Here is a 14,840-nt window from a genome sequence, read left to right as displayed (position 1 = left end):
CAGATGCTGGAAATAAACCCTGCGCGGGAACTTGGTAATAGCTTTGCAGATGGTTGATTTATAATAAATTTAGCCAAATTAATCCAGTACAAACGAAAACTCATCGTAATTAGCGGTACGCCAGGCGTGTTGCTGGGTAGTGGGCGAAATCGCGAAGAAAGGCGAGAACGTTTTAACTTTTACGGTTTTGCCATCGGGCAGAAACTCCAAAATGCGAAGCCAGCCATCGCCGCCGTTGCCGTACCAACCACCGCCCAAAGCTTGCGCATTAAACACCATTTGCTGCACCTTTTTGCCGCCCGCATTGGTATCGGTCCGGAAGGCCACGTGCTCTTTGGGTTTATCCGGTGCGCCAATGTGGCCGGCAAAAACCAACTGAATATTCTTGGACGGCTGCACTAATTTCTGATAGATTCCTGCTCCGTAATTTCCTTCGGCAATGGCATAGTTTTCTTTTACCATATGCTCATTTTTAGCGTTCATATAAGAGTGGGTCAGTACCACTACTTTATGCTGTTTATATTTATCCTGGTTGATGACGCCTTTAGCCCAGGCCAAAGTAGTATCGCGCGGCGCAAATTCCAGCGTAACGAACAAGAACTTCTGACCGTGCGGCGAGGTAAATTCAAACGCGGCATTCTCTAAAGTTGGTATTTTCTCGGCGTTTTGGGCTACTTCGCGCACCAGCTTCTGCGTCTGAAAATTCTTATCGATCGGAAAATATTTATTAAAATTGGTATTGCGCGAGCTGATATTGGAGTAGCCGTAATCGTGGTTACCGGCGGCAGTAATAAAAGGCACAATACCATCGAGCTTACTAAATGAACGGGCAACAGATTCTCATTGTAATTTACTCGGCTGGTTGGCGGCTTTTCCATCCGGGTTAATCATCTCGTTTTGTTCAACCAAATCGCCGGTACAAAGCACCATTTTAATATTCAGCGGCTCTACATTTTCTTTAATCCAGGAAGTCATTAATTCCAGTATCGGCTGGTTCCGCTCAAACTTTACGTAGGTTTGCGGGTCCGGCACCAAAATCATCGACCAGGAATTAGAATTGCTTAAGGCCGGCGTAACATATTTCTTTTGGGCAAATACCTGCCCGGTTAAAAGAAGCGCAATTAACAGGTTCAAAAGAATTTTTGATTTCATTATGCTCTTAGGTTGAATAAAAACGGTCTAAAATATTTATACTAACCTCTTCAGGTTCTCAGGCGGGCGGCGTAGTAAGGCCTGGAGCGCAAAAGTATTATCTTCATTTAATAGTTTTACTCCTAGGCCTTTTCTTTAGCGTTTTACCTGGCTCCCGCCTGGCTTTTGAAAGTACTTAAGCTTCGGACTTTTTTTCGGAATCAAGTCCTGAATGGCGGCGGCGGCCTCAATGGGTAAATCCGACTCCAGCACATCGGCACCAGCCTGGAAGGTTTCGCGGTAAGCTTTGCGGCGCTCGGTCGGGTCTTTTAATTTGTCGTAAGTAGGAGCCGCCGAAATCATGCACTTTACACCCCGGGCATGCAATAAATCGTAGAGTTCCTTGTTTTCCGGTTTATTCGTGGGGCCCACGTAAGCCATTATTTGCGACCAGGGCACCCCGGAATTCTCGAAATCTTCAAATTCTTTTTTCGTCCGGACAAAAGCCGAAAACATGCGGTTCTTGTTTTGGTCGTAGTAATATTTGGCTTGCTGCGCATTGTGTACGGTCAGCATCACGTAGGTATCGGCCTGGTGCTCTTGCAACTTCTTGGCGGTCATGGCCAAAGGCACATCTTTTTTATCGAGGTTGATAATGGTTTTGCCTTTACTCCAATTAATTACCTCGTCTAAAGTAGGAATCCGGTGCTCGGTAATATTACCCTCAACATCTTTTAATTTCAGCTTTTGCAATTCGGCCCAGGTATAATCCGACACTTTACCCTTGCCGGTAGTGGTCCGTTCCAAAGTGGCATCGTGCATCAGCACAATAACGCTGTCTTTCGTCAGGCGTGGGTCAATCTCGAAAAAAGCCGGCGTGTGCCGCAGAGTGTTCTCGAAAGTGGCAATGCAGTTTTCCGGAAAACCTTTGATCATGCCGCCGCGGTGCCCGCTAATTAAAGGCACGTCCTGGCCGGTGTACTTGAAAAAAGCATGTAAATCGGCCGGCGATTTAAGGTTTAGCGTATGGAGGTCTTTGCCTTTCTGCGCCCACAACTGGCCCGCCGAACTACTAAGAATAGCTGCCAGTGCCAACACCCGGATATTACGACGGGCTTTGGTTGGAGTAAACTGTTTTAAATATTTAATCATGTTAGCTGGTAATAAATAGTTGGTATTGATTACAGAAAAATTGGTAGTGACGGTAATTTAATAACCCTAGGTTTTGAGCCCATTTTGTATTTTATGAAATAGCTAAAGCCGCCGCCCTTGCTGTGTGTTTTCACCAGCAAGAAGCATGGCAGAAGCTTTAGAATTAGCGGTGATAACACCACCAATGGCACCATAGCGTTTGATTCATTCCAGATTCAAATGTAAATTATAGACTCAGCTAACTACAACTTACTATTCAGGCGAATCAGCGAAATTTCACCGGTTTCATCCAGACCGAAATGCGTAATGGAAGAATTATCCAGCACCAACCGGCGGTAATATTTCAGAGGCATGCCTAACTTGTAAGCGAGGTAAAAACGGTTTACGCCGTTGTGCGCCACTACCATTACATTGCCGATGGGGTATTGCTGCCTCAAATCCTGGAAAAAATCATCTACCCGGGTTACAATTTCCTGGGCCGATTCGCCGGTTCCGCCCGCGCGGGTATTGGCCGGGTCTTCGCACCAGTTTTGCCACAGTTGTTCGTTTTCCGGAATAAAAACCTCTTTGGCTTTGCTTTCCCACTGGCCAAAATCAGCTTCTATTAAGCGGTCGTCGGTTTTTACATCGGGGCGGCCACTCGCAATTTGCGCGGTACGAAAAGCCCTTTCCAGCGGCGAGGAATAAACCGCATCGAACGGAATATTTTTTAATTGTTCGGCGGCTAACTGCGCTTGCTGCAAACCTGTTTCGGTTAACGGTAAATCGGTGCGGCCGCAGTAGCGATTGCCATCGGCGTTCCAGGCCGTTTGCCCGTGCCGCAGTAAATAGATGTTAAGCATATTGATAGTCTTTTTGAATATAGCCCTTTTCCTGCAAGGTCCGAATAAATTCCTGGTATCCGGCTTCGTAGCTGGTGCTTAAGGCCGGGTTCGGCTGAAATTCTTTCTCGATGTGCGTAAGGGCTTGGGTAGCTTCTATAATAGAATTAAAATGAGTTTTGGAGGCCGCCAGAATGGCCGCGCCTACGGCTCCGGTTACATGCCGCATTTTGTAAATAGGCCGGTTAAGTACATTGCTCCGGATGGTAAGCCAGGTATCGGAATTACTGGCGCCACCAGCCGTATACACCGCTTTTACTTTTTCGCCGGATAATCTCTCGATCAACTCAAAGGCGTAGCGCTCCAGGTAAGCAACTCCTTCCAGATTGGCCACAAAACGTTGGGCCGGGGTTAAACCGGTGGGCTCAAAACCGCGGGCCTGTGGCGAAATAAACGGAAAGCGCTCTCCCTCCTGCCTCAACGGGTAAGCCATATAACCCGACGGCATCAGTTGCGCTGCTTGTTCGTTCAGTTCGTCTAAATCAGCTTTAAATTCCCGGGTTATCCAGTCGGCGCCGGTATTACTGGCGCCACCGGGCATCCAGAATCCTTTGGGGTGACGGTGGCTGTAGAGCCGGTCTGCGGGGTCTTTTATTTCGGTGCGGGTTACGCCTTTTACGACTAAGGTTGTTCCAATGGTGGTATTCCAATCGCCGAGGTTAACGGCTCCGGACGCAATTTGCGAAGCGCAGCCGTCGGTCATGCCGGCTACAATTTGTACCTGCGGGCTTAAACCCCAACCTGCCGCCAAAGCCGGGGCTAAATGCCCAATGGGCGTACCCGAAGGTACCACCTCGGGCAGCCACTCTTTTTTTAAAGGCAGTTGTTCGTAAATATAAGCGGGCCAGTAGCCTTCGTTTACATCATAACCCGATTTTAACGCATTGGTATAATCGGTAATGCCCCAGTTTTCGCTTAGTTTACCAATAATAAAATCGGTGGCATGAATCCATTTGTGCAGCCGTTGGGCTTTATCGGGATATTGCTGACCAAACCACACCATTTTGGATAAACCGCTGGAAGCGTTAAAGCCGGTATAGCCCTGCGGATGATATTGCTGGGCAACTTGTTTACACAACCGTCCTTGTTCCGCCGAGCGGTTATCGGAGTACATAATGGCCGGGTGCAACGGATAATGGGCCGCATCCAGCGGGATAACGGTACCGGAGGTAGATGTAACCGAAATAGCTTTAATACTTGCTAAGGTAATTTGCCCGTCGGCTTCTTTTAATAATGCTTTTACCGACCGTTGGGTAGCGGCCCACCACTCCTGCGGCGATTGTTCTTCGCGCGATTTCTCGTTCAAGGCAAAAGCTTCTTCCTGGCTGCCCACCACGTGGCCGGCTACATCCAGCAAAACCACCCGGGCACCTTGCGTCCCGATGTCGATGCCTAAAAAATAAGGTCCTCTCATGCTACTTCCTCCTTGCACATTTGTTTAAAAGTGGCCCGGTTCTTTTTCCATTCGGCGTACAGCTGCTGATCGCGGGCATTTACCTGGGGTTCTACTACGGTTACCGGCACTTCGGCTTGCCCGGCTACACCCAAGGCTTCGTTGCAAATTATAACGCCCCCAACTACCGACGATTGCTGGTAATTAGCGCGTACCCTAACTTTCTTCTGCAACAGGTTAGAAATAAATTGCCGCAGCATCGGGCTCTGAAAACCACCGCCACAGGCCCATATATAATCTTTTTCGTGCGCTTCTATGTCGCAGAGGGTGCTGTAATTTTCTTTGATGCTACAGGCAATATCCCACAAAGTAGCCCACACAAAATGCGCGCGGGTTAATAAATGCGAAACCGGGGCCGGAAAAATAAAACCACCTTTGGTAATCGGGGCTTTTTCGTCGGCAACCAGCGAACCCAGCGAAGCCACGCATTGCAGATGCGTCAGCGCCGAAAGCTCCTGTTCAATTACCGCGTAGCTTTCGTTGGGGTAAAATATTTCTTTCAGGCGCTGATAATTCAGGCCGGTTACGCCCGCGTTGGTTTCCAGAATAAAGCTATCCGCATCGGTGTGGCGGTTAGTCCACGACCGTTCCTGCGCATCAATGACGTAATGGTTAGCTAACTTGATAATAGGCGTAGTCGTGCCCGATACGATTACCACATCGTCGAGCTCGGGTTGGGTGCCCAAAACGGCTAGTTGGGTATCGGCCCCGCCGATAATTACCACGGCCGCCGGCGAAATATTCAAAACACTGGCTTGTTCGGGTAAAATATCTCCCAGAATTGTACCGGCGCTTCCTAATTCCGGTAGGTTGGCCGTGTTAATATCAAAAATAAAACCTAATTCCGGCGACCATTGCTTTTGGGCTACATCGTACAGCAAGGTTTCGGAAGCCTGCGAATGTTCATACCGCGCCACGCCGCTCAACAGGTATTGCGCCCAATCGCTGATACTGACAAAAGTGGCAAACTGCTCCCATATTTCGGGACGCCGCTCCCGGACACCAACCAGTTTTAAAGCCGAAAAGAGGGACGTAGGATAGCGGCCGGTTAAAGTATAAATATTGCTTTTATCGGTCATGATACGCTCCCACTCCCGGCCACGGTGGTCAATATTGGGTAAGCCAATCAGCGAGTTGCCGTTTTGGCCGATTAAAACAATTCCTTCGCGCTGGCTGGTAGCGGTTAAGGCTTTTATTTCTACGCCGGGCACCTGTTGTAAAGCGGTTTGGGCCAGGTTGGTAATAATACCCCACAGCTCATTCGGGTCGAAATAAATAGATTCGGGATAGTTTTCATCTTTGTGGTAAGGCATGTTTGCCCGCGCCACGCTCAATATTTCGCCGCTGGTAGCCGCTACCGCCACCCGCACATTACCGGTGCCAATATCAATAATAATGTATGCTTCTTGTGCCGCCATTTCTTACTATTTACAGAGCTATTTAGCTTTTAACCGTTAATATTTCTTTGTTAGCCAATTGTTTAATATTTCGGTTCTGGTCGGTGAACCAGCTTTTTAAAGCATCGTTCATGATAAAAGCATGGTGGTCTTCTACCTCAAAAGTAGCCCCGGCAATATGCGGCGTGGCCAACACATTAGGGCGGTGAATAATTTTGTAATCGGTGGCATCGGGTGGTTCGTGGTCGAATACATCCAGGATAGCCCCCCGAATCTGGTTATTTTCCAAGGCATCGAGTAAATCTTCGCGGTTTACCACCACGGCCCGGGCCGTATTTACAAAAATGGCATCTTTCTTCATCCGCGAAATCAACGTTTTATCAATCATTCCTTTGGTTTGTTCGGTTACCGGCAAATGAATGGAAACTATATCGCTGGTTTCGAAAACAGCTTCGAGCGTGGTTTTCTTATAAGCTGGATCGGCCTGCTTTACATAAGGGTCGTAAAACTGAATAGGGCAAGGGAAATTCTTCACCATTTCGGCAATGCGCTGCCCAATGGCACCAAACCCAACCATACCAATGGTGCGGCCGGCCAGTTCGTTGCCTTTAAATTGCAGGTAAGAGGTATGCGCACCGACTTCCCAGTTTTCGCCGGCCAGCCACTCGCAACCGGCAATGGTGTTGCGTAAAAACGTAATTACATTGGCCACAAACATTTCGGCCACGGCCTGGGCATTACGCGCGGGCGTATGGAAAACCGGAATATCGCATTCGGTTGCTTTTTCTATGGCTACATTAGAGGGCGTGCCGCGGCATACGCCAATAAATTCTAAGTCCGGGAATATTTCTATTACTTCGGCCGTAACGTTATCGTGTTCAGTTATTAAAGCATTGGCCTGGGTTTCTTTTAACAAAGAAATTAATTCTTCGGCGTGGTAAGCCCGTCCGTGGGGTTTCCAGGGGCGGTAAATAATGTCGCCAAACGTTTGGGCCAACACCGCTTGCGCTTTCTCGTGATAAGGCGCCGTAATTAAAATTCTCATGGTAATCTTGTTTAGGTGAGATAAAACACTTGGGAGAGCATAAACGCTACTGGTTTACTTCCCAAGAAAAATTTATGAATATTAGCGGGCACTTAGTTGTCCTACGGGCCGGCTTGCCACGTCGGCTTTTACATGGTGGGCGGTTTTGGCATTATCGGGTAGGGTAATAAATTTGGTGAGGATGGCACTCAGGAAATAAAGGCCGGCTAAAATCCAGACAACGCCTTCGTTGCCGACTAAGCCAATAAATACGCCCACAATGGCCGGGCCCAGGAAAACCGGCAAACCAGCGCCCAGGTTTAAGATAGCCATGGCCGCGCCTTTGTCTTTAGAAACCAAAGACGGTACCAGCGCCGACAACGGTACATAGCCCGCCAGCAAAGCACCCCATAAAACCCCGGCCATTAATACTATCCAGAAATTATCGCCGACGAGTTGCGGGGTGTAAAAAAATAACAACGTAGACAAAGCGCAACCCACGCCGCCAAACCACATCACCGTATTGCGCCAGCCCATCTGGTCGCCGACAAAACCAAATATTAAGTTAAAAGCAATATTGGCGGTAAAAATAGTACCCCAGATTTGCAGCCACTCGGTAGTAGAAAAGCCGTGCGCCGCCATGTAAGTAGGTAAAAAAACCGGGAAAGCAAATTGGGCCGTGGTATTAATAACGCGCACCAGGCCGCCTAACAGTACTTTGGGTTCTTCTTTTACAATGGTTAAACCTTTCATTAATTCCTGGGCTTTAGCTCCCGGATTGGTATTGCTGGATTTAAATTTATCGCGGTTTAAAACCAAGGCAAAAAAGCCGCCCACCAAAACCCAGAAGATAGAGCTCCACATGGTATTGATATAGCCTAAATGCTGAATGGCCCAACTGGAATAATAAGCGCCCAGTACGTTTAAGCCGCCCGTAAACACAAACCAGAACCAGCCCACAGCCCGGCCCAGCTTTTGCTGCGGGCTGCGATAGGTAATCCAAACCAGGAAAGAATAGGCAAATAATGGATAACCAAAGCCCCGCAAAGCATAGGTAAAGAGCATAATCGGGAAGTTCAGGTTGGTCATACCATAGCCAATAAAACTAATGGTACCAATAATATAAAGGAGTAAGCCCATGGCCATTGTTTTCTTGGCCCCGTAGCCTTCGGCCAGTACGCCCGAAAACCAGGAAGAAATAGCGATGGTAATGCCGTAAACGGTAAACAATGAAGCCGATTGCTGCATGGACATGCCGTGCTCTAATAAATACGGGCTCAGCCAGCCTTGTTCCAGGCCATCGCCCATCATAAAAATTAAAATACCTAAATATCCCCAACCCAGCTGTCCCGGAATGCCGGCTTTTTCCAGTAAGGATTCTCCCGAATTTGTTTCTGTACGCATGTAAGTCTTTGGTTATGATTTTAAATTGGTGGTGGTTTTTGGTTCAAGCGCTGTTTTGTGGAATATTGTATTCTTTTTATTTAACCCGAAGGTTGCAAGGGCAGTCAGGCTCTCTTTTATCTCTTTTTAGATTTTAAAGAAGACAAAAGTTGGCTGGTATCAGGTATAAAGGTTTATATTCATATCATTAAGTTTAATAATTATCTTAAATGCAAATAAAATTAAACCTAATTAAACACTTTTAAACTATAATATACTAAAAAAAGCAAAGCTTTATTTTACCAATAGCCCCGGATAAGTCATGCCGTCGGCCGATTTAAATTCCAACCCGAGCAGGCGGGCTATTATCGGAGCCACATCAATCATCTCCATTTCCTGGATAAATCCGCCTTTTTTAAAGCCGGCGCCCATCCCAATAAAACCAGTCTGGATTTTGGGGAAGTTGGGAAAATAACCGTGGTTGCCCCCGGAGTTAGGTCGGAATATTTCGCCGGTGCTGGCCCGGCCAAAAGTAACACCGGGCGCGGCGGCCAAAGCCAAGGCCACATTGGGGTCGGCGCTGGCTTTGGCTAACTCGGCTCCTTCTATTACTTTAAATAATTTCTGCTGACTTTCGGGTAAAGCCGCTAATAATTGCCGGACCCGGTTAAGCGTTTTTTTATCTTTGGCATCTTTTAAATATAAAAACGCCGAACCACCCGCCGGCTGAAACTGCGCCTGCCACTCGTCTTTTTTAATGTCTTTAAGTAAGCCAGCCTGGGCCAGCCAAATATTGGGCTGAATAGCGGTGTGCCCATCTACAAAGCCGTGGTCGCCGGTAACAATAATGGCCGTTTGGTTTTTAATACCGGCTTTATCTACTGCTTCTATAATGTTCCGGATGGCCCGGTCGGCACCCGTTACGGCTCTTCTTACTTGTTCGCCGTCACGACCTTCGGCGTGGTCTACAACCGGTAAATGCACGGTGGTAAAGTTGGGCCGGTACTTCCGGATTAAATAAGCGGCCATGCGGGCCACGTTATCATCCATAACCAGGTAATCTTTATCCATGTTAAAATCATTGGCTTCTAATTTACCGGTGGCATTTAATTCAATTTCCTGCCATAAACCTGCGGGCGTGGCATGTTTGCTCGTTTCTTCGCGTCTGTCGGGCTGCGAACCTACTTTCCAGATGTCCGGAATATTATAGTCGATGGGAGCACCGGCGGTTACCGGCCACAAAACCGAAGCTGATTTTAACCCGGCCTGGCGCACGGCATCATAAATGGTAGGACTCTTAATAGCATTGTAATGCCAGTACCAGCGGCCGGTGGGGCCGGTTGGCTCAAACGGATCGTTGTAGTAAATTCCGTGTTTGGCCGCCTTCACACCGGTTACCAAGGTGGTATGCGACGGGAAAGTTACCGTCGGGAAAATACCGTTTACTCCTTTGGCGTGCACACCGTTTTCCATAAGGTATTGCAGGTTTACGGCGCCCCAGGATTTATCCAGGTAAAAATCGGGCCGGAAGCCGTCGATGGTAATTAAAATAACGTGTTTGGCTGCTTGCGCCCAACTGCTTACAGAAAAAGATATTATGGCTAAAAGCGTTAATAAAAAGTGTTTCATAGCATAACTTTTCAGGATAGAACCAAGCAATATTTAATGGACAAAGCACCCGATTATTGCCGGTAAACCAGCCTCTACTGCCACCCAAACATGCGAGTATCTGGTAAACCCGCATCAACCGGGGCTTTGCACCAATTATTTAAAAGCAATTAACTCTTTTTAAGTTAATCAGAAAACCATTTGGTTATAATTTGCTTTATTTTAATTAAAAATGCTTAAATTTTATTTAAAAATGTTATTATTTTTTTGCACTTGGGCCAAAAATAAAGTTCCGATTCTGGTCTTTGAAACTAAATTTGCAACTTTGGCTATAGTAACTTTAATCCGGCTCCTGGGCTAAATAGGCGTTAAAAACAATTTTGCTGAAAGGCACGCGGTATTAATATTTAAAATATTCATGCTTTTTCAAGCTGTGAATGAACCAGATTAAATTGCCTCTAACACTTTTGGTTAATAGTAAAAATAATTGAAATACCTTTAAAGGTTTGTTAAGTTTGTATTAAGCCTTAGCGCGCTCTTTTATGAAAAATATTACCGACAGACACCAGCTCATTTTGCAGAAATTACAGGAAGACGGGCGGGTAAATATCCAGGAACTCAGCGATTTAATGGAAGTTTCGGGCGTAACTATTCGCAAAGACCTGAAATTATTAGAAGATAAAAACCTGTTATTCCGAACCCGGGGCGGCGGCTCTATTAACAACCCTTACACCAACGAAAGACCCATTGATGAAAAGGAACTGATAAATGCCGACGAAAAGCAAAAAATTGCGAAAGCCGCTTTATCACTAATCGGGCAAAATGACTCTATTATTATTGGGTCTGGTACTACGGTTTTTCAGTTGGCCCGCCACTTGCATCCAACCAAACACCTGACGGTTATCACCCCCGCCGTTAAAGTAACCCTGGAACTCTGCAACCGCCCCAATGTAGAAATATTGCAACTGGGTGGCTTAATCCGGTCGAATTCGTCTTCGGTGGCCGGTGCTTTCGCAGAGCAAATTTTAGGCGGCATTTCCTGCGGCATTTTATTTTTGGGCGTAGATGGCATCGACCTCGATTTTGGTCTTTCCATTACCAACTTAACCGAAGCCACCTTAAACCAGCGCATGATAGAATCGGCGCAGGTAATTGCCGTACTCGCCGATAGTTCTAAATTTGGCCGCCGCGGCCTGGGCCGGGTTTGCAGCCTGGATCAGGTGCAATATATAGTTACGGATAGCGGCGTACCGGATAGCATCGTTGAAATGCTCGAAGAAAGAGGTATAAAAGTAATTATTGCCAGGTAACCGGCCCCAGCCAAACCTGATAATATTAATTTTAAGACAGCAACAAACGCTTAATAATTAAATAAAGCGGTATAACTGAAAAACGCACCTTTCCTTTCTCGTTAGAACTAATTACTTTAAGTAGTTGCCAGATTAATTTGAGGTTGTGGCAGCGCAAGAATGATAAAAAAAAATGAATATTATTCGGTTAGCGATTATAGACGACCACCAAGTGGTAATTAATGGTTTGGTAGCGATGTTTAGCGGCACTAATATCCAAGTAATTTTTACTTCTACCCAAAGCCCGGCGTTGTTAAATTTTCTGGCCCATACCCAACCCGATGTAATACTGATGGATATTCAGATGCCGGACGTAAACGGCATTGACCTGACCAAAACAGTTTTAAAACAATACCCCGGCATAAAAATTATTGCTTTCAGCAGCTTCGACGATACGCATTATGTAAAACAGGTTTTACGCAACGGCGCTACCGGTTACGTTCTTAAAAATGCCGATCAGGCTACTTTGCGGCAGGCCATTACTGCCGTTGCCAACGGTCAGGAATATATTCACGAGCCTATTCGTAATATTTTAATTCAGGAAAGCATAACGGGCCAGCGCCGTTCTATGTTTGAGGTGCCCATAACCAAACGCGAAAAAGAAATATTAAAGCTGATAGCCGAAGAAAACAGCAACCAGGAAATTGCCGACAGGCTTTTTCTGAGCCTGCGCACCGTAGAAACCCATCGGTTTAACCTTACCCAAAAACTCGACGCCAAAAATACTGCCGCACTGGTAAAAGAAGCTTACAAAAGAGGCTTGGTTTAAAAACAGAAAGCCGTTAATAAGGCACCTTAATATTACAAGCTACTTACTTGGTTATAAATAAATTATACGTTTCTGTTTCGCATATATTTTAGCGCTATTGGTGGTGTTAGCAGCACCCATTCTAAAGTTCCTGCCTAACTATTTGCTGGCGCCTCCCTAACAAACGCAATGCTTCATTCAATTTGTAAAATGGTAAACAGCTTCCATATTAATTGGAAAAAACAGGTTAAACAGTGGCAAAGAATTTATGCTTCCATTCTATTTGTTGGGCCAGAAATTTCTCCACGAATACAGTAGTTTTTATCAGCAAATTAGGAATTCTGATTACCTCACCATTCTTAAATATTATTTCAAAAACAGTATTGGATCCCCAAGGATTTCTGGAACCATGATGAGAAAGAATAAGAATGAGTTGGATATCTTCTTTTAAATATTCCCGGGGCTTTGCTTTTGGTCCAAAATAAAAATTAGCGTGGCCTTTAGCGAGTTGTAAACAAAGGTCTTGGCTGTAATAATAGTAATCTAAAAACAGGTATACGTTGGGCCCATTTATAATAGCAAAAAGTCCGCCCGCTATTGCTATTCCTAATATATTGGTAAATACTTCCCAATCAGTAAAGCCCAGGGTAAAAATCAGTAAAATTATAAAGGTGTCAAATATTGTCGGATAAAGTAAAAAGTTTAAAATTCTGGCCTTGGTAACCGTATATTCAAAAGAGTTGGTTACAAAATGCTTTTTGGGGTCTTCGTAAAACGGGGCTTTTTGATGGCTGACAAAAGTATCGGCATTATTATAGATAGCGGTAATGGCTGCAAAACAATCTTTTAAGTCAGGAACAACGCTAACTTGCAGCTTTTCGTTCTCATCGCAATAATACAAGCAAAATGAATTGTTGTAATAAAGCCCAACTTTTAAAAACTTACCGGACGGGTGCTCTATGGTAACAGACGGACCAGTAAGTTTTACAAAAGCTGGTTGGCGATATTCCTGCCACGGAAAATTTGCTACCAGTTCAATGGTTTCGTTAAGCGTACGGCCACCAATGCGGGTAAACTCCCCTGGTTCGTAGTTTTGCAATTGAACTTTAGAAACCAACTTTTCTACTGCAACTGCTTCTAAAAATTCTGGTTGTGGCATTTATTTTTCTTTATTTTCGCTTACCCAATACTTTAGTTTACAGATTATATGAAAATATTCCCCTGCGTTTAAAACCAAATAACCGGATTACGGATTGGTAAATTGCGTACCACTTCTTCTACCTGCGGGTGGTGGTCGAGTTTTTTCCAGGTATTAAACCAGGTATTTTCTGAAAACTGAACAGCGCCAAAAATTAGAAAGGGTTGCGCTACGGGCCAGTTTTCCCAGTACATCACATCCTGCTTAAAAGGCCACTTACTTTTGTCGGCTACAAACGGCTGCAAATACGCTATTCCCTTCTTAATCGAGCGGCCATCCTGGGTTTGGTAAGACCATAAATTATCTTTTTCCGTGGAAAGAATCTGGCAAATCATGGTCATGGCATCGAGGTTAAATAACGAATACCCGTAAGGCTTGGTGCGCTGTATTTCCAACGGAAAAGAACCATCCGGCGCCATTTGGTTGGCCAGCAAAACTGTTTTGTACCGTTCCCGGCAAAACTTCAGCATTTCTTCGTTATTCGTAAGCCGGGCAAAAGCCGCTACCTGCATTACCCAGCAAGTACCGTGGTTATTTTTGGCGTTCATCTCGTCTTGGCCGTATTTATGGGTAGTTAGCCAGGTTAAATATTGCCCAAACCAGTTTTTAATACCGGCCAAATCGGCCGCCGGAAATGCTTTGGCGTTTTGCATAACCATAACGCCTTGGGCTACTTCCATCAGGTGAATGGTATCGATAATGCCAATGCCGCGGCCCGTGTGGCGCCCTTTAATAGCCTGCGCATACAGCAAATTAGGATTCATTAGCGTTGCCGGATTGGTAAACCAGGCTTTCAGGTGTACGAGGGCATGGCGTACGTATTTCTCGTCGTTGGTAATTTTATAGGCTGAGGCCAGGGCACCCACAATGCGGCTGAACCGAATCATGGCCAGGCGGTGCGCCACAAAATTCTCCGGGTTCGTCATGCCGTCTTTCTGAATGTAAGGTCCTTCGGAGTTCTGCGGATCGGGCCACCAATAATCGCCTTCCGAGAAAAAGTCGTGCGGTGTACCGGCGCTGCGCGCCGAAACACTGGCCGTAACGGTAACCGGTTGCTGCTGCAAGGCCCAGGCGGCCTCGGTTAATATTTGTGATTTTAAAACCTGAGTGGCTTGTTTTTGCAGGTTTTTATCTGGCTTAACCGGTACCAACCCGCTAGCCGACAGACATAATAATGAAAAAAGGAAAATAAAAGATAGTTTAAGCAATTTAGTCATGGTAAATATTAAAGATTTTAGGGCGGAATGGCAAAGTTGCCAGTTGGAAATATTTCAATAATTTGATTTGGGTCAGTTTTGCTTTAAGGTTAATATTAACTGATTTTACGCAAAGTTTTATTTTAAAAAGTTAGTTAGTTAGTTAGTTAGTTAGTTAGTTAGTTAGTTAGTTAGTTAGTTAATCTAAGAAGCCCACTTCTGTCATTCAGGAGGAAACTATTTAGCAGATCACCAAATAGGTTCCTCCTGAACTACAAGTGTGGATTGCTTTAACCTAAATTTTTTATTATTGCGTAATA

Annotated in this window: 13 protein-coding genes; 2 read left to right on the top strand and 11 right to left on the bottom strand. The window is 45.6% G+C overall.

What is annotated here, in order from left to right:
* Positions 1–78: 78 nt before the first annotated feature.
* From F0145_RS09235 to F0145_RS09200, 9 genes are all read right to left on the bottom strand, one after another.
* A complete protein-coding gene (locus F0145_RS09235) occupies positions 79–801 on the bottom strand; it encodes a metallophosphoesterase (protein WP_223815920.1) in 723 nt (240 codons plus the stop codon).
* 39 nt (positions 802–840) lie between these two features.
* Complete coding sequence (locus tag F0145_RS26540) at positions 841–1,152, bottom strand: hypothetical protein (protein ID WP_223815918.1); 312 nt, start codon at positions 1,150–1,152, stop codon at positions 841–843.
* Positions 1,153–1,287: 135 nt separating this feature from the next.
* Positions 1,288–2,283 carry a glycerophosphodiester phosphodiesterase family protein gene (locus F0145_RS09230; RefSeq protein WP_150088118.1) on the bottom strand — a complete coding sequence of 332 codons (996 nt, stop codon included), beginning with the start codon at positions 2,281–2,283 and terminating at the stop codon, positions 1,288–1,290.
* Positions 2,284–2,525: 242 nt separating this feature from the next.
* Positions 2,526–3,125, bottom strand: coding sequence for a histidine phosphatase family protein (locus F0145_RS09225; protein ID WP_150088117.1), 600 nt, complete (start codon positions 3,123–3,125; stop codon positions 2,526–2,528).
* Complete coding sequence (locus tag F0145_RS09220; RefSeq protein WP_150088116.1) at positions 3,118–4,578, bottom strand: FGGY-family carbohydrate kinase; 1,461 nt, start codon at positions 4,576–4,578, stop codon at positions 3,118–3,120. The genes F0145_RS09225 and F0145_RS09220 overlap by 8 nt, the downstream gene beginning before the upstream one ends.
* Complete coding sequence (locus F0145_RS09215) at positions 4,575–6,035, bottom strand: FGGY-family carbohydrate kinase (protein WP_150088115.1); 1,461 nt, start codon at positions 6,033–6,035, stop codon at positions 4,575–4,577. The genes F0145_RS09220 and F0145_RS09215 overlap by 4 nt, the downstream gene beginning before the upstream one ends.
* A gap of 22 nt (positions 6,036–6,057) precedes the next feature.
* Positions 6,058–7,059, bottom strand: a complete 1,002-nt coding sequence (locus F0145_RS09210) for a 2-hydroxyacid dehydrogenase (protein ID WP_150088114.1) — start codon at positions 7,057–7,059, stop codon at positions 6,058–6,060.
* Positions 7,060–7,140: 81 nt separating this feature from the next.
* Positions 7,141–8,442 (bottom strand): MFS transporter, encoded by a 1,302-nt coding sequence (locus tag F0145_RS09205; RefSeq protein WP_150088113.1) that lies wholly within the window; start codon positions 8,440–8,442, stop codon positions 7,141–7,143.
* A 273-nt stretch (positions 8,443–8,715) separates the two neighbouring features.
* Positions 8,716–10,050 carry an alkaline phosphatase family protein gene (locus tag F0145_RS09200; protein WP_150088112.1) on the bottom strand — a complete coding sequence of 445 codons (1,335 nt, stop codon included), beginning with the start codon at positions 10,048–10,050 and terminating at the stop codon, positions 8,716–8,718.
* A gap of 521 nt (positions 10,051–10,571) precedes the next feature.
* Between F0145_RS09200 and F0145_RS09195 the strand changes: the two genes are divergently transcribed.
* Positions 10,572–11,339 (top strand): DeoR/GlpR family DNA-binding transcription regulator, encoded by a 768-nt coding sequence (locus F0145_RS09195; RefSeq protein WP_150088111.1) that lies wholly within the window; start codon positions 10,572–10,574, stop codon positions 11,337–11,339.
* Positions 11,340–11,511: 172 nt separating this feature from the next.
* Positions 11,512–12,147 (top strand): response regulator, encoded by a 636-nt coding sequence (locus tag F0145_RS09190; RefSeq protein WP_223815916.1) that lies wholly within the window; start codon positions 11,512–11,514, stop codon positions 12,145–12,147.
* Between the two features lie 226 nt (positions 12,148–12,373).
* On the opposite strand, the gene F0145_RS09185 is transcribed toward F0145_RS09190, so the two are convergent.
* Together F0145_RS09185 and F0145_RS09180 are read right to left on the bottom strand one after the other, a co-directional pair.
* Positions 12,374–13,285 (bottom strand): hypothetical protein, encoded by a 912-nt coding sequence (locus F0145_RS09185; protein WP_150088110.1) that lies wholly within the window; start codon positions 13,283–13,285, stop codon positions 12,374–12,376.
* Positions 13,286–13,353: 68 nt separating this feature from the next.
* Positions 13,354–14,541, bottom strand: a complete 1,188-nt coding sequence (locus F0145_RS09180) for an alginate lyase family protein (RefSeq protein WP_150088109.1) — start codon at positions 14,539–14,541, stop codon at positions 13,354–13,356.
* Positions 14,542–14,840 lie beyond the last annotated feature (299 nt).

The sequence above is a fragment of the Adhaeribacter rhizoryzae genome (assembly GCF_008629685.1).
Taxonomy (GTDB): domain Bacteria; phylum Bacteroidota; class Bacteroidia; order Cytophagales; family Hymenobacteraceae; genus Adhaeribacter; species Adhaeribacter rhizoryzae.
Note: the sequence above shows the minus strand (reverse complement) of the source record. Positions and strands in the feature narration are given on the sequence as shown.